The organism is Micromonospora sp. DH14 (genome assembly GCF_029809455.1).
GTDB classification, from domain to species: domain Bacteria; phylum Actinomycetota; class Actinomycetes; order Mycobacteriales; family Micromonosporaceae; genus Micromonospora; species Micromonospora parva.
Window position 1 is genome coordinate 256,131 of sequence record NZ_JARVKT010000001.1, and the last position, 24,795, is coordinate 280,925.

Consider the following 24,795-nt stretch of genomic DNA (forward strand, 5'->3'; position numbering starts at 1 on the left):
GCCGCCCCGGCGGTAGTGGTTAGATGCCCACGAGAGTTTACGGCTCTGGCGAGGAGGACCGATGGAGCTGTCACTGGCGACCCGCACCGTGGGCGAGCACACGGTGCTCGAGGTCGGTGGTGAGGTGGACGTCTACACCGCACCCCGGCTCCGTGAGCGGCTCCTCGAGCTGATCGACGGTGGGGCGCGTCACGTGGTGGTCGACCTCGGTCGGGTGGACTTCCTCGACTCCACCGGGCTGGGTGTGCTGGTCGGCGCGCTCAAGCGGCTCCGTTCGGCCGGCGGTTCGTTCGCGCTGGTCTGCGACAAGGAGCCCCTGCTCAAGATCTTCCGGATCACCGCACTGGACCAGGTGTTTCCGCTGCACCCGACTGTCGACGCGGCGGTCAGCGCCGACTCGGCGGGCGCCGGCGCGTGATGGCGACAGTCAAGCTCTCGTTCTCGCCCGCGCCGGTGCACGTGCGTACCGCCCGTCTGGTCGGCGTCGCCGTCGCCCGACGGGCCGGGGTCCGCGAGGACCTGCTGGACGAGGTGCGCCTGGCCATCGGTGAGGCGTGCACCCGCGCGGTGGCCCTGCACCGGCAGTACGGCTTGGCCGACCCGGTGCTGGTGGAGATGTCCGACGGTGGCTCGTACGCCGTGCGGGTGGTGGACCGGGCGCCGATCGAGGCGGGCATCGGTCTGACCGCGTTGCCGCCGGACGAGCTGGCCAACGAGTCGCTGACCGACGAGGCGCTGACCACCGGTGTGGGCTTCGCGCTGCTCGCCGGGTTCGTCGAGGACCTGCAGGTGCGCCCGGTCGACGAGGGCATCGGCACCGAGGTGCGGATGGTGTGGCCGGTCGGCCGCTGAACGGTTCCGCTGCGTAGGTCGCGTCCCCAGCTGGGGACGCGGCCTTCTTTGCATGGACCGGGCCCTATATCAGATTTCGTTTCATAACACAGCGACGAAGATCATCGCGACACGGTGCCACCTGGGTGTGACCTCTAACACTGGGGAGGGCTACAGTACCCGGGTTGTCAGCAAGTGACCCATCCCGCAGCCAGCGGGTATGGGTGGTCATCGCTGGTCCGCTGGTGGGTTGGCGCGCGCTTGCGAGTCCGCATCCAGGCGTCGGTCAGTGCGTCTCCACTCACCGGCGCGAGTGTTCGGTAACAGGAGGACACAGATGTCCGAGACCTTGGCCGCCGACGGCGGCGGGCTTTCCCTTACCGGAAGCAATGTCACCTACGTCGTCATCGCCGCGGTTGTCGCGCTGGTGGCGCTCGGTTTCGCTGCCGCCCTGACAAAAACGGTGCTGGCCGCTGGTAAGGGCACCGAGAAAATGCAGGAGATCTCGGGGGCGGTCCAGGAGGGCGCCTCGGCCTACCTGCTCCGTCAATTCCGCACCCTGGCGATCTTCGTCGTCGTCGCCGTCGTCCTGCTCTTCCTGCTCCCGGTGCACGACACCGATGGCAGCGAGCTGGCGGTGAAGATCGGCCGTTCCCTCTTCTTCGTGGTGGGCGCTCTGTTCAGCGCGTTCATCGGCGGGGCCGGCATGTGGCTGGCCACCCGAGCCAACCTGCGCGTGGCCGCCGCCGCGAGAGAGCGAGCAGGCGGCCGCGAGGCGGCCATGAAGATCGCCTTCCGCACCGGTGGCGTCGTCGGCTTCCTCACCGTCGGCCTCGGCCTCTTCGGTGCGGCGATGGTCGTCATCGTCTACCGGGGTGACGCGCCCACCGTGCTGGAGGGCTTCGGCTTCGGCGCCGCGCTGCTCGCGATGTTCATGCGGGTCGGCGGCGGCATCTTCACCAAGGCCGCCGACGTCGGCGCCGACCTGGTCGGCAAGGTCGAGCAGGGCATCCCCGAGGACGACCCGCGCAACGCCGCCACCATCGCCGACAACGTGGGCGACAACGTCGGCGACTGCGCCGGCATGGCCGCCGACCTGTTCGAGTCGTACGCGGTGACGCTGGTCGCCGCGCTGATCCTCGGTCGCGCCGCGTTCGGTGAGGAAGGCCTGGTCTTCCCGCTGATCATCTCCACCATTGGCGTGCTGATCGCGATCGTCGGCGTCTTCATCACCCGGCTGCGCGCGTCCGACCGCAACGGCCTGACCGCGATCAACCGGGCCTTCTACCTGTCGGCGGCGCTCTCCGCCGTGCTGGTGGCGATCGCCGCGTACGCGTACCTGCCGGCGACCTTCGGCGAGTTCGACACTGGCCTCACCGACGCTCCGGGCAACCCGCGGCTGGTGGCCATCGGCGCTGTCGTGATCGGCATCGTGCTGGCCGGCGCGATCCAGGCGCTGACCGGCTACTTCACCGAGACCAACAAGCGTCCGGTGCAGGACATCGGCAAGAGCTCGCAGACCGGTGCGGCGACGGTGATCCTGGCCGGCATCAGCGTCGGTCTGGAGTCGGCTGTCTACTCGGCGGTGCTGATCGGTGCCGGTGTGTTCGGCGCGTTCCTGCTCGGCGGCAGCTCCATCACGCTGTCGCTGTTCGCCGTGGCGCTGGCCGGCACCGGCCTGCTCACCACCGTCGGCGTGATCGTCGCGATGGACACCTTCGGGCCGATCTCCGACAACGCCCAGGGAGTCGCCGAGATGTCCGGCGACATCGACGAGCACGGCGCGCGCACGCTCACCGAGCTGGACGCGGTGGGCAACACCACCAAGGCGATCACCAAGGGCATCGCGATCGCCACGGCGGTGCTCGCCGCGACCGCCCTGTTCGGCTCGTACACCGACACGCTGCGCAGCGCGTACGCGGACGCCGGTGTGGCTGATGTCGGTACGGAGATCCTCAACTCGCTGAACGTGGCGAACCCGCGCAACCTGGTCGGCCTGATCATCGGCGCGGCGGTGGTCTTCCTCTTCTCCGGTCTGGCCATCAACGCGGTGTCCCGCTCGGCCGGTGCCGTGGTGATGGAGGTCCGTCGGCAGTTCCGTGAGCTGCCCGGCATCATGGACGGCACCCAGCGCCCGGAGTACGGCAAGGTCGTCGACATCTGCACCCGGGACGCGCAGCGCGAGCTGATGACCCCTGGCCTGCTCGCCATCCTGGCGCCGATCGCTGTCGGTTTCGGCCTCGGGCCCGGCGCGCTCGCCGCGTACCTGGCCGGTGCGATCGGTGCCGGCACCCTGATGGCGGTGTTCCTGTCCAACTCCGGTGGGGCCTGGGACAACGCCAAGAAGCTGGTCGAGGACGGCGCGTACGGCGGCAAGGGCTCCGAGTCGCACGCCGCCACGGTCATCGGCGACACCGTCGGTGACCCGTTCAAGGACACCGCTGGCCCGGCGATCAACCCGCTGATCAAGGTGATGAACCTGGTCTCGTTGCTGATCGCGCCCGCCGTGGTGGCGTGGAGCGTCGGCGACGACCGCAATGTCGGCCTGCGCGTCAGCATCGCGCTGGTAGCAACGCTGATCATCGTGGCGTCGGTGGTGTTCAGCAAGCGCAAGGGCATCGCGATGTCCGACTCGGACGTCGATGGCAACACCGGCGCGGGCAGCACCGATCACCGTCCGGAGACGGTGAACGCCTGACCCAGGAACGGCCCGGTGCCACACCTGGCCAAAGGCCGTACGCTGCAACGCATGCGTACGTGCCGGGCGTCTGCCGCCGGAAAGCTCACGGTGGTCCTGGCCACGATCGTCGTCCTGGCCGGCTGCGGCGGCGGCCCCAGCCCACGGGCCTGGGCGGCCTCGGTCTGCGGCGCGCTCACGCCGTGGCGCTTGGAGATCAACAAGCTGACCAGCAGCACCGACGAGCAGATGACCGCGCAGACCACGCCGGCGCAGGCCAAGGAGAACCTGGTGCGGCTCTTCGACGGGGCGGAGCAGGCCAGCGAGGCCGCGCGCCGCAAGGTGGAGAAGGCGGGCATCCCGGAGACCGACAACGGCGAGGCCATCTCCGTGGGTTTCCGCAGCTCGCTGGGGAAGATGCGGGACGCGTACGGCCGTGCCCGGGACACCATCGACGGTCTGGGCACCGCCGAGCCGACCGTCTTCTACGACGGCGTGCGGGCCGCGGTGGAGACGCTCAACAAGGAGTACGACGCCAGCGCGCTGGACACCAGCAAACTCAACTCCGAGGAGTTGAAACAGGCATTCGACGAGGTGCCGGAGTGTCGCTGAGCGGGCTCGGTGACACCGGGAAGGCGCAGCCGCCCCCGGCGCTGTTCCCCGCGCCCGAGTCCGACACGCCCACCCCCGGGCGACGCCGTGGCGGCGCGCCGCGGAACGGCCCGTCGCAACACGGCTCCCCAGTGAACGGCCCGGCCCCGGGTGACGACGCGGGCCGGCAACTTGTCTTCTTCGGCGCGGATGCCGCCGAACCGGCCGTCGCCGACCTCGCCGGGTTGCTCGCCGGGCCGGCTGAGGTGGTCCGGATGGGCGGGACCGCCCGGCTCTCGGTGCGGGTGGACGCCGCGTGGCGGGTGCACGTGCTCGTCGCCGAACTGGCGTCGCGGGGGCTGGCGGCCAGCTGGGAGCCGATCGAGGGCGAGGGACACGCCGTGCGTACGTCGTACACCCGGGTCTTGAAGCCGCTCGCGGCCGCCTGGCTGCACGGTTCGACGAAACGCCCGCCGGCGGCCTTCCATCTGACCGGCCGGCGGTTGCGGCTGTGGCTCGCCGCCGCCGGGACGCCGGAGCCTCCCGACTGCTACCTGTTGGGGCTGGGCCCCGACGACCAGGAGTGTTGGGAGTCGATCGGCGTCGCGCTCGCGGCGGCCGGGCTGGCCGGGACGCTGCTCGGCCCGGCGGAGGGTGGCCCGGCGTACCGGATCACCGGCCGCCGCCGGTTGGCGCGGCTTGCCGAGCTGGTCGGCGGACCGCCGCCCGCGGCACCGGTCGACGCCTGGCCGACCTGACCCTGCACCCGGCGCGCGTCGATCATGGAGTTGTGGTGGGGGACAGACTGCTTGTCCGGGGTGAAAACGCCCACCATAAGTCCATGATCGACGCGGTTGGGCGGCGGCCCGGGGTGCGGCGGACGGGTGTCCGGTGCCGGACAGCCGGCGGGTCGATCCAGGCGGAAAACGGGCGGGTCGGACCTCGGTCGTGCGTCCGCCATCGTCACAGTGACCCGCTTCGAGCCCTACTCACGGTGTACGGTGGCGCCGTCCGGCAGTGCCGAAGCGGTTTGCGGCCCGCGAAACCCGAATCGCGGGCAACGCGTTACGTTGGACATCCGGACCGCCGGTGCTACGGCGGGGTCGAAAGCGGTCGCTGTCCGGGCGCCGGCAGGCCACGAGCAGGAGTGAGGTCGGGGAGAGACGTGCCGAGCAACGCTGGAACCACCCGTCTGGTCATCGTCGAGTCACCGGCGAAGGCCAAGACGATCTCGGGCTACCTCGGCCCGGGGTACGTCGTGGAGGCCAGCTTCGGTCACGTCCGCGACCTGCCGCGTAACGCCGCCGACGTGCCGGCCAAATACAAGAAGGAGCCCTGGGCCCGCCTCGGGGTGGACGTCGACAACGGCTTCCACGCGCTCTACGTCGTCTCCGCCGACCGCAAGCAGCAGATCAGCAAGCTGGTGAAGCTGGCCAAGGAGGTCGACGAGATCCTCCTGGCCACGGATGAGGACCGCGAGGGCGAGGCGATCGCCTGGCACCTGGTGGAGACGCTCAAGCCCAAGGTGCCGGTCAAGCGGATGGTCTTCCACGAGATCACCAAGCCGGCGATCCAGGCGGCGGTCGCCAACCCCAGGGAGATCGACCGCGATCTGGTGGACGCCCAGGAGGCGCGCCGGATCCTCGACCGCCTGTACGGCTACGAGGTCTCCCCGGTGCTGTGGAAGAAGGTCATGCCGCGGCTCTCGGCGGGCCGGGTGCAGTCGGTGGCGACCCGCATCGTGGTCGAGCGGGAACGCCAGCGGATGGCCTTCCGCACCGCCGAATACTGGGACATCCTGGCCACCCTCGCGGTGGCCAACGCCGGCGAGGGGCCGCGCAGCTTCAACGCCACCCTGATCGCCCTGAACGGCGACCGGATCGCCACCGGCAAGGACTTCGAGCCGACCACCGGTCGGGTCCGGGCCGGCGCCGGGGTCGTGCACCTCGACGAGAGCGGTGCCCGGGGTCTCGCGGCCCGCCTCGACGGGCGGCCGTTCACCGTCACCCGGGTCGAGGAGAAGCCCTACCGTCGTCGCCCGTACGCGCCGTTCATCACCTCGACCCTCCAGCAGGAGGCGGCCCGCAAGCTGCGCCTGTCCTCGCAGCAGACGATGCGCACCGCGCAGCGCCTGTACGAGAACGGCTACATCACCTATATGCGTACCGACTCGGTCAACCTGTCGGAGACCGCCATCTCGGCGGCCCGTCGACAGATCGTCGAGCTGTACGGCGAGCGCAGCGTTCCGCCGGAGCCGCGCCGCTACACCGGCAAGGTGAAGAACGCGCAGGAGGCGCACGAGGCGATCCGCCCGGCGGGGGACAACTTCCGCACCCCGGGCGAGGTGGCCAAGGAGCTGTCCGCCGAGGAGTTCAAGCTCTACGAGCTGATCTGGCGGCGCACCATCGCCTCGCAGATGACCGACGCGGTCGGCTCCAGCGTGTCGGTGCGCATCCGGGCGGTCTCCACCGCGCAGGAGGAAGCCGACTTCGGCGCGACCGGCAAGACCATCACCGACCCGGGCTTCCTGCGCGCGTACGTCGAGTCCAGCGACGACGAGAACGCCGAGGCCGAGGACGCCGAGCGCCGGCTGCCCACCCTGGCCAAGGACCAGCCGCTGACCGCCGACGAGCTGGCCGCGCAGGGCCACCACACCCAGCCGCCGTCGCGCTACACCGAAGCGTCGCTGGTCAAGGCCCTGGAAGAGCTGGGCATCGGCCGCCCGTCCACCTACGCGTCGATCATGCAGACGATCCAGGACCGGGGGTACGTCACCAAGCGCGGCCAGGCGATGATCCCCACGTTCCTGGCCTTCGCGGTGATCGGGCTGATGGAGCGGCACTACCCCCGCCTGATCGACTACGACTTCACCGCCACCATGGAGAACGAGCTGGACGAGATCGCCGGCGGCGACCACGCCGCGGTCGACTTCCTCACCGCGTTCTACTTCGGCGGCTCCAACGGTGCCGGCGACCAGGACATCGCCCGTTCCGGCGGGCTCAAGAAGCTGGTCACCGAGAACCTCAGCGACATCGACGCCCGCAGCGTCAACTCCATCCCGCTCTTCACCGACGACGACGGTCGCGAGGTCGTGGTGCGGGTCGGCCGCTACGGGCCGTACCTCCAGCGTGCGGTGCCCGGCGAGGCCCCGGCGGCACCTGCCGAGGGCGAGGAGGCCGGTGCCCAGGGTGACCGGGCGCCGATCCCCGAGGGCCTGGCCCCGGACGAGCTGACCCCGGAGAAGGTGCACGAGCTGTTCCTCGGCGGCAGCGGCGAGCGCAAGCTCGGCGACGACCCCGCCACCGGCGAACCGATCGTGCTCAAGTCCGGCCGGTTCGGCCCGTACGTGTCCAGCGGGGAGCGGAAGTCTTCGCTGCTGCGTACGCAGACCCCCGACGCGCTGACGCTGGAGGAGGCGCTCAAGCTGCTCAGCCTGCCCCGGCTGGTCGGTGTCGCGCCGGACGGCGTCGAGGTCTTCGCGAACAACGGTCGCTACGGCCCGTACGTGAAGCGGGGCGAGGAGTTCCGCTCGCTGGAGTCCGAGGACCAGATGTTCACCGTCGGTCTGGACGAGGCGCTGGCCCTGCTGGCCGCTCCGAAGACCCGGGGCCGGCGTGCCGCGGCACCGCCGCTGCGGGAGATGGGCGTGGACCCGGCGACCGAGAAGCCGCTGGTGATCAAGGACGGCCGGTTCGGCCCGTACGTGACCGACGGGGAGTTCAACGCGTCGCTGCGGCGTGGGCAGACGCCGGAGGCGTTGAGCCTCGAGGAGGCGTCCGAGATGCTGGCCGAGAAGCGGGCGAAGGGTCCGGCGCCGCGCAAGAAGGCGGCGGCGAAGAAGGCGCCCGCGAAGAAGGCCACGGCCACCAAGAAGACGGCCGCGGCGAGCAAGTCCACGGCCACCAAGAAGACCACCACGGCCAAGGCGACGACGGCCAAGGCGACGACGGCGAAGAAGGCCCCGGCCAAGAAGGCCGCCCCCCGCAAGGCCGCCACCAGCACGGAGTAGACCGGATCTGCGAGATCTTGGAAGGAAACGACCCCTCCAGGGGCAGACTCCTTCCAAGATCTCGGCGTTGTCCACAGGGACAGCTTGCGGGGTCGGTCATCGGGAGACTGGCGGTCATGAGTCTTCGGGGAACGTCGTCGTTGGCTGGCTGGGGTCGCCGGCTTCCGGGCGACGACGCGGACGAGTTGACCTGGTTGCTGTTCCATCAGGACGACGTGGTGAGCCTCGACCAGGCCCGGCGGCACCTGTCGACCAAGGCGATTCGGCACCGGGTGGCGACCGGAAAGTGGCGACAGGTCCACCGAGCTGTGTTCGTCGCGCACAACGGGCCGGTCAGCCCCGACCAGCTCCGGTGGGCGGCGGTCCTCGCCGCAGGGCCGCGGGCGATCCTCGGTGGCCTGACCGCGGCGCAGGCCGGAGGGCTCCGGGGGTTCGCCGCTCGTCCGATCCACATCCTGCTCCCCGCCTCCTGCCGGCGGGGCTCTTTGCCAGCGGGTGCGGTGGTGCACCGGAGCACGATCCTGAGCGACGATGACGTGCTCGCTGTCGGGCGACCCCGGCGGACCGCGGCGGCTCGTTCAATCGTGGACGCCGCCCAGTGGGCCGGTGATGACCAGCAGTCGCGGGCGATCATCGCCGCCGCCTTTCAGCAGCGGATCGTGGCCGGCGATGACCTGCGCCAGGTCGTCGACCGGTTGCCACGGGCCCGCCGTCGCCAGCTGATCCTGGCCGCGGCCGCAGACGCCGCAGGCGGTGCCCACTCCCTGGCGGAGTTGGATTTCCTGGATCTGGTTCGTCGTGCAGGGCTTCCCGAGCCGGCCCGGCAGAAGGTCCGCTACGACTCGACCGGACGACGTCGCTACCTGGACGCCTACTTCGAGCAGTGGGGTGTGCACGTCGAGATAGACGGTGGCCAACACGCCGATCCACGGGCCTGGTGGGCGGACATGCGCCGCCAGAACGGACTCTGGGTGGCCGGTGACCGCCTTCTGCGCTTTCCGGCCTGGGTCGTCCGGGCTCACCCCGACGAGGTGGTAACCCAACTCCGCGCCGCACTGGAAGCCGCAGGCTGGCCAGGCTGATCTTGGAAGGAAGCGGCCCCTGGAAGGGCAGATTCCCTCCAAGATCTGCAACGGCCGCTACGCGCCGAGGACGTGCGTCAGGTGGGGGTTGGTGAAGACGCGGTCCGGGTCGAGGCGGTCGCGGACGGCCTGGAAGTCCGGGAAGCGGGGGTACGCAGTGGCCAGCGAGGCGGCGTCGCGGTAGTGCAGCTTGCCCCAGTGCGGGCGACCGCCCAGCCCGGCGGCCACCTTCTCGAAGGCCCGGAAATACGGCTCGTACGGCATGCCGACGTACTGGTGCACGGCGATGTAGGCGTTGTCCCGGCCGTAGCCGTGCGACAGCCAGATGTCGTCGGCGGCCGTGAACCGCACCTCCACCGGGAAGAGCACCTTGAACGGCAGGCCGTCCACGATGCGCTGGAGCGCGGCGAGCGCCTCCGGCAGCGCCTCGCGGGGCAGTCCGTACTCCATCTCCACGAAGCGGACCCGGCGCGGGGTGCAGAAGACCCGGTCGGAGCGGCCGGTGTACTGGCGTTCGGTGAGGGCGCGGGCGGAGACCGCGCTGATCCCGGGGGCCAGCGCGGGCACGGCCCGGCCGAGCCGGCAGGCCCCGGCGAAGACCCGGTTGGACAGGAAGTCGTCGTCCATCCAACCGCGCCAGCGCGACAGCGGCCGGTCGTTGGCGGGTACCCGGTCGTTGGCCTTGACCTGGACCCGGGACGTGTACGGGAACCAGTAGAACTCGACGTGGTCGTGCCGGCCGATCAACTCGGGCAGTTCGCCGAGCACGTCGGCCAGTTCGGCCGGGCGTTCGTGGGCGCGCAGGACGAAGGCGTCGACGCAGCGCAGGGTCACCTCGACCAGGACACCGAGCGCGCCGAGTGACACCCGGGCGGCGGCGAGGACGTCGGGGTTCTCGTCGGCGGAGCAGCGCAGCACCTCGCCGGCACCGGTGACCAGTGTGATCGCCTCGACGAAGGTGGAGAGACACCCGTAGCCGGCGCCGGTGCCGTGGGTGCCGGTGGAGATCGCCCCGGCGACGGTCTGCGCGTCGATGTCGCCGAGGTTGGGCAGCGCGAGGCCGTGCCGGGCGAGCAGGCCGTTGAGCGCGTTCAGGGTCATTCCGGCCGGAACTGTGACAAGTCGATGGGCGACGTCCACGCTGACCAGGGTGTCCAGCTCGGACAGGTCCATCCGCCGATCGTCGGCGAGCGCGACGGCGGTGAACGAGTGGCCGCTGCCGGTCACCCGGATTCGAGCGCCGTCGGCCACTGCGGATCGGACGGCTTCTGCGACGTCGGCCGGCGAGCCGGGGCGCAGGATCGTGCTGGCGCTGCCACGCTGGTTCCCGGCCCAGTTGGACCAGCCAGCCCGGGGCGGTGCGATGCGAACCATGCGCACTCCTCATTCATGAATATGAACTGACTTCATATCAGGAACGTTGTAGCTGGTAAATACCGCAATTGCGATCCGCTCGTTGTACCGGTAGTCACGGACTCGTGACGTGGAGATATGTTCATCCGTCGAAGGGGGGTGGCGCAGAGTGTCCACACCAGCCGCCACGACCGGGCCGCTGCGCCGCGTACCGGTGCAAGGTCGAAGTGTCGCGCGGGTACAGCGCATGTTGGATGCCTGCGCCGAACTCGTCGACGAGGTGGGGTACGAGGGGCTGACCACCACCCTGCTCGCCGAGCGGGCCGAGGTGGCGATCGGGTCGGTCTACCAGTTCTTTCCGGACAAACGGGCGATCGTGCAGGCGTTGACCCTGCGGACCATGGAGTCCTACCTCCAGCGCCTCGACGAGCGGTTCGCCTCCGACGAGATGACCCACTGGTGGGACGGCGTCGACGCGGGCATCGACGAGTACATCACGATGCACCGCACCGTCCCCGGCTTCCGTACCCTGCACTTCGGCGACGTGGTCGACCTGCACCTGCTCGACGAGCAGCGGGACAACAACGGCGTGATCGCCGACCAGTTGGCCCGGGTGCTCACCGAGCGTTTCGGGCTCACCGACGTGCCCCAGCTGCGCTTCGTGCTGGAGATCGCGGTCGAGGCGGCGGACGCGCTGATCAAGCTCGCGTTCCGCCGGAAGTCCGACGGCGACGAGCGGGTGCTGCTGGAGGCGAAGGCGCTGATCCGGGAGTACCTGCACCGCCAGGTCGACGGCCCGGACAACGGCCGGCCCGCCGCCGGGAAGCAGACCGAGGCCGCCCAGCCCGTCTGAGTCGGCGCGGGGCGCGGGCTCCGGCCGGCGGTGGGGCGCGGCCCTCCGGCCGTCAGAGGAAGGCCTGCCCCTCACCCCGGTAGGTGGGGACTGTCGCCACCACCGCGTCCCCCTCGACCAGGTGCAGCTCGTTGACCCGTTCACACAGCTCACCTGCCTTGGCGTGGCGGAACCACACCCGGTCGCCGACGCGCAGGTCGGCCGCCGCCGCGCCGGACAGCGGCGTCTGCACCTCGCCGGCACCCTCGGTGCCGACCAGCTTCAGCCCCGCCGGTAGCCATGGCCGGGGCAGCCGACTGTCGGCGGCCGGGCCGGAGGCGATCCAGCCGCCGCCGAGCACCGTGGCCAGCTCCGGCGTCGGCCGGCGGACCACGGTGCAGGCGAAGAAGGCCGCCGGGGTGGGCCGCCAGGCGCGGTACGCGTCGAACAACGTCGGCCCGTACAGGCCCGATCCCGCGGTGACCTCGGTGACCGCGGGATCGGCGCTGGTCGCGGCCACGCTGCCGGTGCCGCCGCCGTTGACGAACTCCAGGTCGGCGTGTTCGCGTACCGCGGCGACCGCCGCACCACGGCGGGCCAGCAACTCGCGGTACGACCCGCGCTGGGCCAGCCTGATCGCGCCGGCCAGCAGCGTCTGCCCCGGCGGCGCGTCGCCCAGGCCGGCGATCTGCGCCTCGTACGACATGAGCCCGACCAGCCGGAAGCCGGGCCGACCGGCGACGGCGGCGGCGAGCGCTCCGGCGGCCCGCGCGCTGTGCACCGGTGAGCGGCGGACGCCGACGTGCACCCGGCCGCGCAGCGGTCGCCAGGAGGCGTCCAGATCCAGGCACAGCCGTAGCTCGGCGCGCTGCCCCGGTGCCGCGACGGCGTCGATGAGGTCGAGTTGGCCGGTGCCGTCGATCATCAGGGTGATCGCGGCGGCGAGCGTCGGGTCGGCGCCCAGCTCGGCGAGGGCGGCCCGGTCCCCGCTCGGGTACGCGACCAGCACGTCGTCGCTGACGCCGGCGCGGACCAGCCAGATCGCCTCGGGCACTGTGAACGCCATGATGCCCCGCCAGCCGGGTCGCCCGAGAGCTCGGCTGATCAACTCCCGGCTGCGGACCGACTTGCTGGCGAGGCGGACCGGCTTTCCGGCGGCGCGATCGGCCAGGGCGGCCGAATTGGCGTCGAAGGCGCTGAGGTCGACCACCGCGTACGGGGGGTCGAGATGGGCAGTCGCCCGGTCCAGGCGCTCGCGAAGTTTGTCGCTTTCGATGGCCACGTGTGCACGCTAACTGTCTGACGGAGAATGCGAAATACCCTCGCGTACGTCCGGGCTGCGGCCGGTACCTCCGGCGGCCTAGGCTCAGCGAGCAGGAGAATGTCGCCCGGAGGGTGGCCCCCACCCGGGTCTAGAGTGTTGCACCGGAGGTGCCCAGCGATGGGCCGGCACGTGGAGGTACGGCCATCGAAAGCCAGAACAGCGGCGAGTCGCCCGGCGTGTCGCGATCGAGCGACCATCCGGGCAACGCCGCCAACCCGTCCAGCGGTGGTCAGGTAGATCCGTCCGGTTATGCCGCCATCCGGTCCGTGCTGCGCATCCAGCCGTTCCGGCGGCTCTGGATCGTGCTCGGCGCGGCCTCCTTCGGCGACTGGCTCGGCCTGCTGGCCACCGCCCTCTTCGCCGCCTCGCAGGTGCAGGGCAGTACCGCCCAGGGTGCCGCGTTCGGCGGGGTCACCGCGATCCGGCTGCTGCCCGCGCTGGTGCTCGGCCCGGTGGCCGGCGTCTTCGCCGACCGGTTCGACCGGCGCTGGACGATGGTCATCTGCGACCTGCTGCGCTTCGTGCTCTTCGCCTCCATTCCGCTCTACGCCCTCAGCGGCGCCGCCGGCGGCCTGGTGGTCGGCTGGGCGCTGATCGCCACCTTCCTGATCGAGTCGCTCACCCTGCTGTGGATTCCGGCCAAGGAGGCCGCGGTCCCGAACCTGATCCCCCGGGCCCGGCTGGAGGCGGCCAACCAGCTCACCCTGATCACCACCTACGGCCTCACCCCGGTCGCCGCGGCCATCGGCCTTGCCGTGCTCGACCGTGGCGTCCGTGGCGCCGTGGGCGGCGACCTGCCCTCCTGGGCCGAGCCGGCCCAGCTCGCGCTCTGGTTCAACGCCTTCTCCCGGCTCGCCACCGCGTTGGTGGTGGCGTTCGGGATCAAGGAGATCAGCGAGGCGCAGCGCGGCGAGGCGGAGCGTGCCGAGCAGAGCATGTTCCGGCAGTTCTCCGAGGGCTGGAAGTACATCGGCCAGACCCCGCTCGTCCGGGGCCTGGTGCTGGGCATCTTCGGCGCGTTCGCCGGCGGCGGCATCGTGGTCGGCACGGCCAAGTTCTTCGCCAACTCGCTGGGCGCCGGTGACGCCGCGTTCTCACTGCTCTTCGGCGCGATCTTCGTCGGTCTGGCGCTCGGCATCGGGCTCGGCCCGATGGTCGTCAAGGAGATGTCCAGGCGTCGCTGGTTCGGCATGAGTATCGTGCTGGCCAGCGCCGCCGTGATGACCCTCGCCTTCGCCATCCACCTGTCGATGGCGATCGTCGGCGCGGTGCTGGTCGGCGCGGGCGCCGGGATGGCCTTCCTGGCCGGCACCACCCTGCTCGGCGGCGAGGTTGCCGACGAGGTGCGCGGCCGGGTCTTCGCCGTGGTGCAGATCGGCACCCGGCTGGTGCTGATCCTGGCCATCGGGCTGAGCAGCGTGTTGGTCGGCGTCGGCGGCTCGCGCAAGCTGGAGATCGCTGACCTGGGCCTGTCCATCTCGTCGACTCGGCTGCTGCTGCTCGCCGCCGGTGCCGCCGGCATCTTCGCCGGGATCAGCGCGTTCGGCCAGATGGACGACAAGAAGGGCGTACCGGTCCTCGCCGACCTCTGGGGCTCCATCCGGGGCCGGCCGCTGATGCCGGCCGAGCCGTTCGTCTCCGCCGGGCTGTTCGTGGTGTTCGAGGGTGGCGAGGGTGCCGGCAAGTCCACCCAGCTCACCGCGCTCGCCGAACGGTTGAGTGGCCAGGGGTGCGACGTCGTGGTCACCCGTGAACCCGGGGCCACCGCTGTCGGTCAGCGGATCCGGTCGCTGGTGCTGGACACCTCCGGCGACGACGCGCCCTCCCCCCGGGCCGAGGCGCTGCTCTACGCCGCCGACCGGGCGCACCACGTGGCCACCGTCGTCCGGCCCGCGCTGGTCCGGGGCGGCGTGGTGATCAGCGACCGGTACGTCGACTCGTCCCTGGCGTACCAGGGCGCCGGCCGTACGCTGCCCGTCGACGAGGTTTCCTGGCTCTCCTCCTGGGCCACCGGTGGGCTCAAGCCCGACCTCGTGGTGCTGCTCGACGTCGAGCCGCACACCGGCCTGTCCCGGGTGGCCTCGCGCAACACCGGCACCGACCGGCTGGAGGCCGAGTCGATCGCCTTCCACGAGCGCGTCAGGTACGCGTTCCTCGACCTCGCCGCCGCCGACCCGAAGCGCTACCTGGTGCTCGACGCGTCCCGGCCGGTCGACGAGATCACCAAGCTGGTGGTCCGGCGGGTCGAGGAGATGCTCGGTAAGCCGGGCGGCATCGTGCACCCGCGCCCGGCGCAGGGCCCGGACACCTCGGTGCAGCCCGAGTTATCCGACGCGGAGCTGGTGACGATGGAGCACAAGACCTGATGCCCGACGTTTTCGCCGACCTGGTCGGTCAGGACGAGGCGGTGGTGGAGCTGCGCCGGGCCGCCGCCGCGGCGGCGGCCGTGCTGCGGGCCGGCGTGGCCGACCGGGCACCCGCGTTGGTCGCCGCCGGACCGGCCAGCGGCGACGAGTCCGCGCGCACGGCCGGCGATGCCGCGCCCGGTGCCGTGGACCCGTCGACCGGGATGACCCACGCGTGGATCTTCACCGGGCCGCCCGGCTCCGGTCGCTCGGTTGCCGCACGGGCGTTCGCCGCCGCGCTGCAGTGCCGGCACGGCACCGGCTGCGGTGAGTGCCCCGGCTGCCACACCACGATGGGCGGCACCCACGCCGACGTGCGGATGGTGGTGCCGGAAGGGCTCTCCATCGGCGTCGGCGAGATGCGCGCGCTGGTGCTCCGCGCGGCCAGTACCCCATCCGGCGGGCGCTGGCAGGTGGTGATCATCGAGGACGCCGACCGGCTCACCGAGGCCGCCGGCAACGCGCTGCTCAAGGCGATCGAGGAGCCCCCGCCGCGAACTGTCTTCCTGCTCTGCGCGCCGTCCACCCACCCGGACGACATCTCGGTGACCATCCGGTCGCGCTGCCGGGTCGTACCCCTGCGGCAGCCCCCGGCAGCCGCGGTGGCCGAGGTGCTGGTTCGTCGGGACGGCATCGCGCCCGACGTGGCCCAGTGGGCGGCGGCGGCCGCGCAGGGCCACGTGGGTCGGGCCCGCCGGTTGGCGCGCGACCCGGAGGCCCGCAAACGGCGTGAGGCGGTGCTCGCGGTACCCCGCCGGTTGACAGGTGTCGGCGCGGCGTTCGACGCGGCGTCCGCGCTGATCGAGGCGGCCGAGGCGGAGGCCGCGGCGTCGGTCACCGAGGCCGACACGGCCGAACGGGCGGCCCTGGAGACCGCGCTCGGCGCGGGCGGCACCGGCCGGGGCGCGGCCGGCGCGATGCGGGGCGCCGCCGGGCAACTCAAGGAGCTGGAGAAGCGACAGAAGTCCCGGGCCACCCGGGCCCAGCGTGACGCCCTGGACCGGGCGCTCGTCGACCTGGCGGGCTTCTACCGGGACGCGCTCACCATGGCGCTGCGCGCACCCGTCGCCCCGGTGCACACCGACACGGCGGCGCTGGCCGGTGCCGGCGCCCAGAAGTGGGACGCCGAGGGGGCGCTGCGCCGGCTGGAGGCCGTGCTCGCCTGCCGCGCGGCGATCGAGGCGAACGTCAAGCCGCGGATCGCGGTCGAGGCGATGATGCTCGCCCTCTGGAAGGGCTGACCCGCACGTCCCGGCGTTGTCCACAGGCATCGACAGGTTCGATTGCTGTGCGGTACGGTCCGTGTGCCGTGGTGACGGTGGCGGCACACTGAGTGATGAATCGCCCGGGAGGAGTCGGCCGATGCCGCGGGGGGAGATCGACGAAGCCTGGATCGAGGAGGCGGTGCGACGCTACCGCCGGATCGAGTCCCTCCAGGCCGAGTTCGACCAGGCGGTGTCGACCGTCGAGGTGACCGTCCGGTCGCCGGACGGTCTGGTCGAGGTGGTGGTCACCGCCGGTGGGCGGATCACCGACGTCCGGTTCCTCGGGCCGCTGCACACCCGCAGTCCACGCGACGTGGCCGGGTCCGTGCAGGCCGCGGTCACCGCGGCGGCCGACGCCGCCGAATGGGCCCGGGAAAAGCTGCACAACGAGACGTTCGCCGCCTACCGACCGCTCGCGGGGGCCTGAGATGGACACACTGCGCGCGCTCTCCGCCCGACTGGACGAGGCGAGCGCCACCCTCACCCTGGTCTCGCACACCGTCACCGCCAGCGATCCGGCCCAGGCCGCGTTCGGTGCCGACGCGCCGGGCCGGCCGGGTGAGATCGGTCGGGCGCTGCACCGGCAGTGGACCACCGCCACCAACGACCGGGCCCGGGAGGCCCGCGCCGCCGCCGGTCGACTGGCCGCCGCCGCGGCGGCGGTGCGGGAGGCCGCCGACCGCTACGCAGAGGTCGACCGGGCGGCCCGCCGCCGACTCACCGGGGAACCGTGATGGACGCACTGGACCGGCTCGCCGAGCCCGGCCTCGACCTGCTCCGCCGGGTGGACACGCTGATCGCCGCCGGCGTGCCCGAGGGGCACCGGGTCTGGCCGCTGCTGCGCCGCATGCAGGTGCTGCCGGGCGACGCCGTCCGCAGCTTCCTCGACCTGCACCCGGCGCCGCTCGCCAGCGCCGGGCACGCGGTGCGCCGGCTCGTCCGGGGGTACGACGACGTCTGCGCCGCGCTCACCGACTCGGTGCTCTGGTCCGGCCCGGCCGCCACCGCGTACGGGCAGCAGCGGGCCGCGCTGCTGCGTCACCTCGACGAGGGGCCGGACAGCCTGGTCGGGCGACTCGACTCCACCGCTGGATACGCCGACGCCCTCGCCGACTGGGTGGAGGGCAGCCGTCTCGCGCTGGCCCGCACGTTGGCCGACGTGCTCCGCTCGGCCGAGGCGGTCGCCGTGGTCGCCGCCACCGCCACCCGCGCGTCGACGCGCCCCGGGCCGGTCGGGCCCGGCGTCGCCGACGCGGCCGAGATCGCCGCCCGGGTGCTGGCGGTGCTGTGCGTCGCGTACGACGGTGCGGAGACGCTGCTGCGGCAGTGGGCGCCGAGCCTGGCCGAGACCGCGTGGCGTCCGCCGACGGACGGGCGACCCCGCTACGACCAGCCCACCCGGGTCGGCTGGTGACCCGACCCTTGTGCCCCGCGCCGCCCCGGACAGGCCACGGCGTCGCTCGCGGGCACCTGACCTGAGCCGGTGCCCACGGCGACGCCGTGGTCTTCCCCCTGCACCCCCCGCAGGTCTGTCTCCACTCAACGCGGTCGCGGCGCGTTTTGTCTCCTGCCCGGCCCCGGATTCAACCGTCCGGGCGAGGAGCAACGGCACGACGGGACGCCCGGCAATGGGTCGAGTCGACGGCGATGAATGGCAGCGGTGCGTAGCCGGCCGGTGCGCCCTGCGCCGCGACCCGTCGTAGGGTGGGGGGATGGGCATGCTCTGCGCGGTCAGCTTCAACCGGTACGGGCGGCTCTACTACCTCGACCCGGGTGACCTGCGTCCGCAGGTGGGCGACCGGGTGCTGGTGCCCACCGATGACGGGCCCGAGGTGGCGGAGTGCGTGTGGGCCGCGCAGTGGGTGACCGAGGACACCGACGGCTTCCCCCGCCTGGTGGGGCTCGCCGGCGACGACGACCTCCGCCGGGACGAGGCGTTGCGGCGGCGCAAGGCCGAGGCGAAGGTGGCCGCGAAACGGCTGATCCGCTCGCACGGCCTGCCGATGAAGGTGGTGGCGGTCGACCACGTGCTCGGCTCCGCCGAGAGCGGCGGCGAGCGCAGCACCGTCTACTTCACCGCCCCGCACCGGGTGGACTTCCGATCCCTGGTCCGCGACCTGGGTGCGACCCTGCACTGTCGGGTGGAGCTGCGTCAGCTCTCCGCCCGCGACTCGGCGCGGGTGCAGGGCGGCATCGGCTCCTGCGGTCGGGACCTGTGCTGCGCCACCTTCCTCACCGACTTCGAGCCGGTGACCATCCGGATGGCGAAGGACCAGGACCTGCCGCTCAACCCGCTACGCATCTCCGGCGCGTGCGGCCGGCTGATGTGCTGCCTCAAGTACGAGCACCCGCTGTACCAGCGCTTCCAGGAGACCGCCCCGGCGGTCGGCAGTCGGGTCTCCACGCCGGAGGGTGACGGCCGGGTGGTCGGCCACAGCGTCCCGAGAGACGCGGTGACCGTACGCCTGGACGCGGACGGCTCCCGCTGCTCCTGCTCCCGCGCCTCCGTCTGCGCCCCCCGCCAAGCCCACGACCAGCACTACACCCAGTAACCCCCCACCCCCACCCCCGCCGGTCCCCGTTGATCATGAAGTTATTGCCATCCGGATCGGCGTGTCGTGGCAATAACTTCATGATCAACGGGGTGGGGAGGGAGGGGTTAGGGGGGTGGGTTAGGGGAGGACTGTGGGGGGTTCGGTTAGGTGGGGGGTCAGGGGGGATTTGGGGGTCAGCCAGCTTTCGGTGGGGGACTGGTCGGGGTTCACCTGCCAGTCGCGGGAGACGCGGTCCACCCCGATCGGGTAGATGGTCAGCGTGCCGTCCGGGTCGATGCGCAGCCGCAGGAACGACTTGGAGTCCTCAATGCCCTGGCCGGCGAACAGTTCGTTGACGTTCACCCCGAACGAGCTCGCCACCAGCAGGTACGCGGCCACCAGCTGGCTGGCGACCAGACCGATCACCGGGCCGTAGAGCACCGCCGCGGCGACTGCCGGAAGCGGCCACGGCCAGTCGTAGAACGGCAGCGCCAACCAGACCCAGGTGCCGGCCGCCCCGAGGGCCACCTGTGCGACGCCGTGGCCGACGCCGAGGATCCAGTGCCGCGCGTGGCGCTTGCCGCTCGCGTTCGGCGGCTTGGCGAACAGGGCCGCCGCCAACACCGTCACCAGCACCATCGCCACCAGCGGGACGGTGAACAGCCGCTGGTCGGTGCTGTCGGCCCAGTTCGCCGTCGCGCCCGCCATGGCCAGCATCAGCAGGGTGTGCAGGGTGCCGAGCAGGGTGGTGAAGCCGGGATTGCGGAACGGCAACCGGGCGAAGATGCCCCACCCGTAGCGACGGGACCGCGCGGCGTCCGGGTAGCGGGCCACCAGGTCGTACGGCTGGGCGGAGCTGGCCTTGCGGGTCGGCGTGTCCCGCGGTGGCACCTCGATGTGCTCGGGCAGCTTGTGGGTGGGATAGAGGTACGCGCCGCCCCCACCGCAGGTGATCAGCTGCCGGTCCGCCCCGGAGTAGCGGGCGTAGTGGTGCAGGTCGCCGGAGAGCAGCAGCCGCACCCGCGCCCCGGTCGGGTCGATGATCGTACGGATGAAGTAGTCGATCGAGTCGTACGCCGTGGGGTTGTCGACGGCCTTGACCCAGGTCGGCGCCGGCGCCGCGATGATCACCTTGGACTCGGGGCCGAGCCGCCGGGCCACCTCGTCGAAGTAGGCCAGCTGCGGGTCGTCGAGGTACGAACCGGACTGGTCGTCCACGCCGAGCAACCACCAGTCGGCCGGCAGCTCCACGGCGAAGTACGACCGGGACTGCCCGGTGCCCCAGCCCGCGAAGTTGCGGTCCCGGGAACGGACGAACAGCCGCAGGAAAGCGGTGAGACCGTCGTACCAGTCGTGGTTGCCCGGCACCGCGAAGAGCGTGGGCTTCTCGGCCGGCGCCACCGGCAGCGCGGCCTGGTACGGCCCCTTGCACCGGTCCTCGTACGCGGCGTAGGCCGCCGACGGGTACACCTGGTCGCCGCCCATCACCAGGGTCTGCGCCCGGGGCAGGCGGTGCCCGTCGACGGTCAGCTCGGGCTGCGCCAGCAGGTACGCCACCGAGTAGGTGGCGTTGAAGCCGTCACCCAGGTCGGCCACGTAGTCGAGCCACAGCCCGCCGTCCGGCCCGACCTGGCGGAAGATGCCGTCGCCGAACGCGTTCTGCAACTCGCGCTTGTCGAGGTACGCCCCGAAGAGCACCGCGAGCAGCGTCCGGATGCCGGTGCTGACCAGCAGGAACGGTGCCAGCCACGGCACCGGCTTGCGGGGCGTGAAGCCCAACTCCAGCGGGTCGGTGCTGCGCGGCCGGTGGGCGGCGCGTTCACCGGCCGGCGGGCGGTCGGGACGCTCCGGGCGGGGGGAATCGTCGCGTTCGTCGCTCACCCGCCGCAGCGTAGTCCCGGTCCCGATCATCCGCTGTCCGGTAAACGTCCAGATGGCGGCCGATGTCCGGTTGGTGCTGGCGGGCGCGACGGGGGTATCCCGTTCGGTCGCTGCCGCCGGGGTGCCGTACACTTGCTGATCGTTGCCGCCTTAGCTCAGTCGGCTAGAGCGACGCACTCGTAATGCGTAGGTCGACGGTTCGATTCCGTCAGGCGGCTCCATAGAAAGGCCCAGGTCATCGGTTTGATCGCCGATCATGACCTGGGCCTTTTGCTTGCCTTCGACCGCTCCCGGCGAAGGCCGTCGTAGCCCCACCCGTTCGGCAGCACGAACCCGGGCTTCCGGTGACCGGTGTCGGCGTGGCCGGCATCGGTGGCGCTGCGATCGTACTGCTGGCCGCCGGTGCCGGGCTGCTTCTGATGGTCCGCCGCCGCCGTAGGGTCAGGTTCACCGTCTGAACGACAGGGTCCTGAGGCCGGCGGGGACCGTCCCGCCGGCCTCAGTGGTCCCGCCGACTGTGGCAACTGCTGCCCGTCGCTGGCCTGCAGCAGGCAGCGCATCGTTATCCGGGCCGTTTTGCATGTCGCCGTGCCGCTTATGGATGGCTGGCTGTCGACAGTGCGGCGGCCACCCGGGATGCCTCGCGCCGCCCTTGTTCGCGGGCGGCGGCTACGAGCGCCGGCACCACGGATCGGTCCATCACGCTGGTGCCCTGGGCTCGTTTGCAGGCGGCGTCGCGCAGCAGCAGCTCCACCCGGCGGCCCGTACCCAGCGCTGCCCGTTGTTTGTCGATGCGCGCCCACGGCCCGATTGCGGCGGTGCTCGGTGCGAGGGCGATGACCGGGCCGTTTCCGGGGGCGAGGTCGAGGTTGAGGGTGGACCGCATACCGCCGTCCATGTACCGGCGGCCCTGGATGGCAATCGGGGCGGCGGAGATCGGCATGGCGCAGCTCGCGGCGACGGCGTCCACCAGGGGTACGCCGTCGTGTCGGGTGATGGTGCGGCTGGCGCCTGTCTCGGTGTCGACGACCACGACGCGGAGGTCGGCGTCGGTCTGCCAGTCGTGGCTGGGCAGGCGGGCCTCGGCTGTCCGGCGCTGCCGGGACGGGTCGTCGATGTGTGCGGTGCGGGCGAGCCGACCGAGGCGGCGCGCGGCCTGCTCGGGGCTGCGCGCGAACAGTTGGGCCCGCGCGAGCCGGAGCAGGTCGAGCAGGCGCAGGGCGGGTGAGGTCTCGTGGGGGACGCCGCCGCGCTGGCGTTCGAAGAGCTCCGTCAGCGGGGTGCCGCTGGTGAGCTGGGCGCCGACGACGGCACCGGAGCTGGTGCCGATCAGGACGGCGTCCGGGGTCGCCGTCACCCCCTCGTCGGCCAGCCCGGTGAGGATGCCGACCTCCCAGGCGATGCCGGCCACTCCGCCGCCACCGAGCACCCAGACGGGCCGCGTGTCGTCCGTCATCAGTTCCCCCTCGCTCCCAATACTGCTAACACCGTTCGCAGTTGAGGGTAGCATTGACGACGGCGGATCACCGTTGTCGTCGTCCGACGATGATCCCGCCGAGCCGGCTCTCCGCCGAGGTGACAGTGGTCTGCGAGTCGACGGTGAACCCGTTCTCGGCCAGCCAGGTTGCCACCTGGGCTGGCTGCCGACGATGGACGTGCACGTTCATCGGGTGGCCGCCGTAGCCCTGCGTCTTGAGCGTCGTCTCGTCACCCACGTGGAAGCCGAGCAGCAGCGGACCGCCGGGACGGACCACCCGCCGGAAGTGCGCGAACACGGCATCCATGTCGCCGTCGGGGATGTGGATGAGGGAGTACCAGGCGACCAGGCCGGCCACCGAGCCGTCGGCCAGATCGAGGTCGGTCATCGAACCGACCTCGAACCGCAGCCCAGGGTGATCACGGCGGGCCACCTCGATCATCCCGGGTGAGAGATCGATCCCGAAGGCGTCGACGCCGAGCGTGTGCAGGTGGGCGGTGATGCGACCCGTTCCGCAGCCCACGTCCGCGACCGGCCCACCGCCGGCAACCCGCACGAGGTCGGCGAACGACGCCAGCGCGGCTCGTTCGTGCGGTGCTCCCGCCAGGAGGTCACCCACCAGGCGCGCGTAGCTGACCGCGACCGTGTCGTACGAGGTGCGGGTCTCCGACAGCCAATCGTCTGCTGTCACCACGATGATCAGACGTAGATTTTCTTGGCGTACTCCGGGCCGTAGTGCCGTTCCAGGTCCTCCAGGGTCTCCGCCGGCGCCTCGACCTCCTTGATCAGGCGTGCCCGGGACGGCAACACCTCGGGCTGCCAGGTCTCCGGCCGCCACAGCTCGGACCGCAGGAACGCCTTCGCGCAGTGGTAGAAGATCTGCTCGATCTCCACCACCACGGCGAGCACCGGCCGGTGCCCCTTGACCACCATGTCGTCGAACCAGGGCGCGTCGCTGACCAGGCGGGCCCGCCCGTTGATCCGCAGCGTGTCGGTCCGGCCGGGGATCAGGAAGAGCAACCCGATGTGCGGGTTGTCGAGGATGTTGCGGTAGCCGTCGGCCCGCCGGTTGCCGGGCCGCTCCGGCAGCGCGATGGTCGTGTCATCCAGCACCAGGGTGAACCCTGCCGGGTCGCCCTTGGGTGAGACGTCGCAGGTGCCGTCCGCGCCGGAAGTGGCCATCAGACAGAACGGCGAGGCGTCCAGCCACTCGCGGTCCCGGTGGTGCAGGCGGGGGCGGTCCTTGCTGGCGGCCCGCGGGTGCGGCACGCCGAGCAGCTCGCGCAACTCCTCATGAGTGGTGATCTCCACCGTCACGTCGATCCTCCCTCGACCGTTGAGCCGGTGGCGGGTACCACCATTCGTCAGCCTAGGCCGCCGTGACCAGCGCGAGGTTTGCGCCGGACCGCGGGGGGTACGGCCCGCCGTACGAGACCGTCGCGCAGTGCAGCCGACCAGTGGAGGCCGGGAGATGGAGAGCCGACTCAAGGTGCTGGGCCACCCGGTCCACCCGATGCTGGTCATGTTCCCGGTCGCGTTGCTGGCCACCGCGGTGCTCTTCGATGTGGTGGACACCGTCGGTGGTCCCGACTTCCTCGGCGAGGTCGCGTACTGGAACATCACCGTCGGCCTGATCGGCGGCCTGCTCGCCGCGGCCGCCGGCTCGTTCGACCTGCTGGCGATCCCGACCGGCACCCGCGCCAAGCGGGTGGGTCTGCTGCACGCCAGCGCCAACGTCGCGGTGATCCTGCTCTTCGCCGCCGTGTGGGCCGTCCGGCTCAACGCGGATTCCCGGGCCGCCGGTGGGGCCCTGGTCGCCATCGAGGTGGTCGCGGTGGCGATCCTCGGCGTGAGCGCCTGGCTCGGTGGTGAGCTGGTCGACCGGCTCGGTGTGGGCGTCGACCGCGACGCCGGCCTGGACGCGCCCAGCTCGCTGCGGTCGTCGGCGGCCACCCAGCGGATCGGAGAGATGTGATGAGTGAGCAGCAGTTCGGCGGCTTCGGTCGGGGATGGCGGGGCGGCCGGCAGCAGGGCTGGGACCCGATGGGGGAGCTGCAGTCGCTGCGCGCCGAGTTGAGTCGCCTGGTCGGTGGTCGCGCCGGGGCGTCCGACGTCGAGTTGACCGAGACCTCGGACGGCTGGGAGGTCGTCGTCCGGCTGCCCGGGGTGGCGCCGGAGGAGGTGGCGGTCGAGTTGGACGACCGCGAGCTGTGCGTACGGGCCCGCTCGGAGGCGGAGGTCAACGCCGATCAGGGCATCCCCGGCGGCTTCGAGACGCGCGGCTTCGAGTACCGGGTCAACCTGCCGGCGCGGGTCGACCCGGATGCCATCGACGCGGTGATGGACCACGGTCTGCTCCGGGTCCGGCTGCCTCGGGCGACCCGGCCCGCGCCGCGCACCATCACGGTGGGTCGCACCGGGCCGCGCTCCGGCGACCTCCTGCCGGGTACGCCGATGCCGGCCGACCCCGCCGCGGACCGGGAGCTGCACCGCCCGGACACCGCTGACGAGATCGACCGGCCGTAGCGGGCCGC

General features: G+C 71.8%; 22 protein-coding genes and 1 tRNA gene. 17 read left to right on the forward strand and 6 right to left on the reverse strand.

All coding sequences use genetic code 11. The features are described from left to right. Positions 1-61 precede the first annotated feature (61 nt). From QCZ28_RS01210 to QCZ28_RS01240, 7 genes are all read left to right on the forward strand, one after another. A complete protein-coding gene (locus tag QCZ28_RS01210) occupies positions 62-418 on the forward strand; it encodes an STAS domain-containing protein (RefSeq protein ID WP_030334225.1) in 357 nt (118 codons plus the stop codon). After that, positions 415-852, forward strand: a complete 438-nt coding sequence (locus QCZ28_RS01215) for an ATP-binding protein (protein WP_030334228.1) — start codon at positions 415-417, stop codon at positions 850-852. The genes QCZ28_RS01210 and QCZ28_RS01215 overlap by 4 nt, the downstream gene beginning before the upstream one ends. Positions 853-1,168: 316 nt before the next feature. Beyond that, complete coding sequence (locus QCZ28_RS01220) at positions 1,169-3,529, forward strand: sodium-translocating pyrophosphatase (protein ID WP_279514807.1); 2,361 nt, start codon at positions 1,169-1,171, stop codon at positions 3,527-3,529. 51 nt (positions 3,530-3,580) lie between these two features. Then, positions 3,581-4,120: a hypothetical protein gene (locus tag QCZ28_RS01225; RefSeq protein ID WP_279514808.1), complete on the forward strand. Its 540-nt coding sequence runs from the start codon at positions 3,581-3,583 to the stop codon at positions 4,118-4,120. A gap of 131 nt (positions 4,121-4,251) precedes the next feature. Next, positions 4,252-4,857, forward strand: coding sequence for a hypothetical protein (locus QCZ28_RS01230; RefSeq protein ID WP_279515282.1), 606 nt, complete (start codon positions 4,252-4,254; stop codon positions 4,855-4,857). Between the two features lie 407 nt (positions 4,858-5,264). Further along, complete coding sequence (gene topA / locus QCZ28_RS01235; RefSeq protein ID WP_279514809.1) at positions 5,265-8,108, forward strand: type I DNA topoisomerase; 2,844 nt, start codon at positions 5,265-5,267, stop codon at positions 8,106-8,108. Between the two features lie 116 nt (positions 8,109-8,224). Beyond that, positions 8,225-9,190 carry a hypothetical protein gene (locus QCZ28_RS01240; protein ID WP_279514810.1) on the forward strand — a complete coding sequence of 322 codons (966 nt, stop codon included), beginning with the start codon at positions 8,225-8,227 and terminating at the stop codon, positions 9,188-9,190. Positions 9,191-9,247: 57 nt separating this feature from the next. On the opposite strand, the gene QCZ28_RS01245 is transcribed toward QCZ28_RS01240, so the two are convergent. Further along, positions 9,248-10,564, reverse strand: coding sequence for a D-arabinono-1,4-lactone oxidase (locus tag QCZ28_RS01245; protein ID WP_279514811.1), 1,317 nt, complete (start codon positions 10,562-10,564; stop codon positions 9,248-9,250). A gap of 226 nt (positions 10,565-10,790) precedes the next feature. Here QCZ28_RS01245 and QCZ28_RS01250 point away from each other — a divergent pair, with 226 nt between their 5' ends. Then, positions 10,791-11,396 carry a TetR family transcriptional regulator gene (locus QCZ28_RS01250; protein ID WP_279514812.1) on the forward strand — a complete coding sequence of 202 codons (606 nt, stop codon included), beginning with the start codon at positions 10,791-10,793 and terminating at the stop codon, positions 11,394-11,396. Positions 11,397-11,448: 52 nt separating this feature from the next. Here QCZ28_RS01250 and QCZ28_RS01255 read toward each other — a convergent pair whose 3' ends face one another. Then, positions 11,449-12,657: an amino acid deaminase/aldolase gene (locus QCZ28_RS01255; RefSeq protein WP_279514813.1), complete on the reverse strand. Its 1,209-nt coding sequence runs from the start codon at positions 12,655-12,657 to the stop codon at positions 11,449-11,451. A gap of 308 nt (positions 12,658-12,965) precedes the next feature. Between QCZ28_RS01255 and tmk the strand changes: the two genes are divergently transcribed. The 6 genes from tmk to ricT all read left to right on the forward strand — a co-directional run bounded on the left by tmk (position 12,966) and on the right by ricT (position 18,921). Beyond that, positions 12,966-15,065, forward strand: a complete 2,100-nt coding sequence (gene tmk / locus QCZ28_RS01260; RefSeq protein ID WP_279515283.1) for a dTMP kinase — start codon at positions 12,966-12,968, stop codon at positions 15,063-15,065. Further along, positions 15,065-16,345, forward strand: coding sequence for a DNA polymerase III subunit delta' (locus tag QCZ28_RS01265; RefSeq protein WP_279514814.1), 1,281 nt, complete (start codon positions 15,065-15,067; stop codon positions 16,343-16,345). The genes tmk and QCZ28_RS01265 overlap by 1 nt, the downstream gene beginning before the upstream one ends. A gap of 121 nt (positions 16,346-16,466) precedes the next feature. Then, positions 16,467-16,796, forward strand: coding sequence for a YbaB/EbfC family nucleoid-associated protein (locus QCZ28_RS01270; protein WP_007454690.1), 330 nt, complete (start codon positions 16,467-16,469; stop codon positions 16,794-16,796). A 1-nt stretch (position 16,797) separates the two neighbouring features. Beyond that, positions 16,798-17,103, forward strand: a complete 306-nt coding sequence (locus tag QCZ28_RS01275; protein WP_279514815.1) for a hypothetical protein — start codon at positions 16,798-16,800, stop codon at positions 17,101-17,103. Beyond that, positions 17,103-17,783 (forward strand): hypothetical protein, encoded by a 681-nt coding sequence (locus QCZ28_RS01280; protein WP_279514816.1) that lies wholly within the window; start codon positions 17,103-17,105, stop codon positions 17,781-17,783. The genes QCZ28_RS01275 and QCZ28_RS01280 overlap by 1 nt, the downstream gene beginning before the upstream one ends. Positions 17,784-18,081: 298 nt before the next feature. Further along, a complete protein-coding gene (ricT, locus tag QCZ28_RS01285; protein WP_279514817.1) occupies positions 18,082-18,921 on the forward strand; it encodes a regulatory iron-sulfur-containing complex subunit RicT in 840 nt (279 codons plus the stop codon). Positions 18,922-19,041: 120 nt separating this feature from the next. On the opposite strand, the gene QCZ28_RS01290 is transcribed toward ricT, so the two are convergent. Beyond that, positions 19,042-20,784 (reverse strand): metallophosphoesterase, encoded by a 1,743-nt coding sequence (locus tag QCZ28_RS01290; protein ID WP_279514818.1) that lies wholly within the window; start codon positions 20,782-20,784, stop codon positions 19,042-19,044. Between the two features lie 144 nt (positions 20,785-20,928). Here QCZ28_RS01290 and QCZ28_RS01295 point away from each other — a divergent pair. Beyond that, positions 20,929-21,005: transfer RNA gene (locus QCZ28_RS01295), tRNA-Thr, on the forward strand. Positions 21,006-21,379: 374 nt separating this feature from the next. Here QCZ28_RS01295 and QCZ28_RS01300 read toward each other — a convergent pair. The 3 genes from QCZ28_RS01300 to QCZ28_RS01310 form a co-directional block, all read right to left on the reverse strand. Continuing rightward, entirely contained in the window at positions 21,380-22,240 is an 861-nt protein-coding gene (locus tag QCZ28_RS01300) for a patatin-like phospholipase family protein (protein WP_279514819.1), read from the reverse strand. Positions 22,241-22,307: 67 nt separating this feature from the next. After that, positions 22,308-22,952 (reverse strand): class I SAM-dependent methyltransferase, encoded by a 645-nt coding sequence (locus QCZ28_RS01305; RefSeq protein ID WP_279514820.1) that lies wholly within the window; start codon positions 22,950-22,952, stop codon positions 22,308-22,310. 8 nt (positions 22,953-22,960) lie between these two features. Then, positions 22,961-23,578, reverse strand: coding sequence for a pyridoxamine 5'-phosphate oxidase family protein (locus tag QCZ28_RS01310; protein WP_279514821.1), 618 nt, complete (start codon positions 23,576-23,578; stop codon positions 22,961-22,963). 154 nt (positions 23,579-23,732) lie between these two features. On the opposite strand from QCZ28_RS01310, the gene QCZ28_RS01315 reads away from it, so the two are divergent. Both QCZ28_RS01315 and QCZ28_RS01320 read left to right on the forward strand, forming a co-directional pair. Then, entirely contained in the window at positions 23,733-24,236 is a 504-nt protein-coding gene (locus QCZ28_RS01315) for a DUF2231 domain-containing protein (protein WP_279514822.1), read from the forward strand. Beyond that, complete coding sequence (locus tag QCZ28_RS01320; protein ID WP_030334267.1) at positions 24,236-24,787, forward strand: Hsp20/alpha crystallin family protein; 552 nt, start codon at positions 24,236-24,238, stop codon at positions 24,785-24,787. Before QCZ28_RS01315 ends, QCZ28_RS01320 begins: the two co-directional genes overlap by 1 nt. Positions 24,788-24,795 lie beyond the last annotated feature (8 nt).

Coding starts and splice junctions, on each gene's coding strand:
- QCZ28_RS01210 (WP_030334225.1), top strand. CDS start 62: ATGGAGCTGTCACTGGCGACCCGCACCGTGGGCGAGCACACGGTGCTC.
- QCZ28_RS01220 (WP_279514807.1), top strand. CDS start 1,169: ATGTCCGAGACCTTGGCCGCCGACGGCGGCGGGCTTTCCCTTACCGGA.
- QCZ28_RS01225 (WP_279514808.1), top strand. CDS start 3,581: ATGCGTACGTGCCGGGCGTCTGCCGCCGGAAAGCTCACGGTGGTCCTG.
- QCZ28_RS01240 (WP_279514810.1), top strand. CDS start 8,225: ATGAGTCTTCGGGGAACGTCGTCGTTGGCTGGCTGGGGTCGCCGGCTT.
- QCZ28_RS01245 (WP_279514811.1), bottom strand. CDS start 10,564: ATGGTTCGCATCGCACCGCCCCGGGCTGGCTGGTCCAACTGGGCCGGG.
- QCZ28_RS01250 (WP_279514812.1), top strand. CDS start 10,791: ATGTTGGATGCCTGCGCCGAACTCGTCGACGAGGTGGGGTACGAGGGG.
- QCZ28_RS01265 (WP_279514814.1), top strand. CDS start 15,065: ATGCCCGACGTTTTCGCCGACCTGGTCGGTCAGGACGAGGCGGTGGTG.
- QCZ28_RS01270 (WP_007454690.1), top strand. CDS start 16,467: ATGCCGCGGGGGGAGATCGACGAAGCCTGGATCGAGGAGGCGGTGCGA.
- QCZ28_RS01275 (WP_279514815.1), top strand. CDS start 16,798: ATGGACACACTGCGCGCGCTCTCCGCCCGACTGGACGAGGCGAGCGCC.
- QCZ28_RS01280 (WP_279514816.1), top strand. CDS start 17,103: ATGGACGCACTGGACCGGCTCGCCGAGCCCGGCCTCGACCTGCTCCGC.
- ricT (WP_279514817.1), top strand. CDS start 18,082: ATGGGCATGCTCTGCGCGGTCAGCTTCAACCGGTACGGGCGGCTCTAC.
- QCZ28_RS01300 (WP_279514819.1), bottom strand. CDS start 22,240: ATGACGGACGACACGCGGCCCGTCTGGGTGCTCGGTGGCGGCGGAGTG.
- QCZ28_RS01315 (WP_279514822.1), top strand. CDS start 23,733: ATGGAGAGCCGACTCAAGGTGCTGGGCCACCCGGTCCACCCGATGCTG.
- QCZ28_RS01320 (WP_030334267.1), top strand. CDS start 24,236: ATGAGTGAGCAGCAGTTCGGCGGCTTCGGTCGGGGATGGCGGGGCGGC.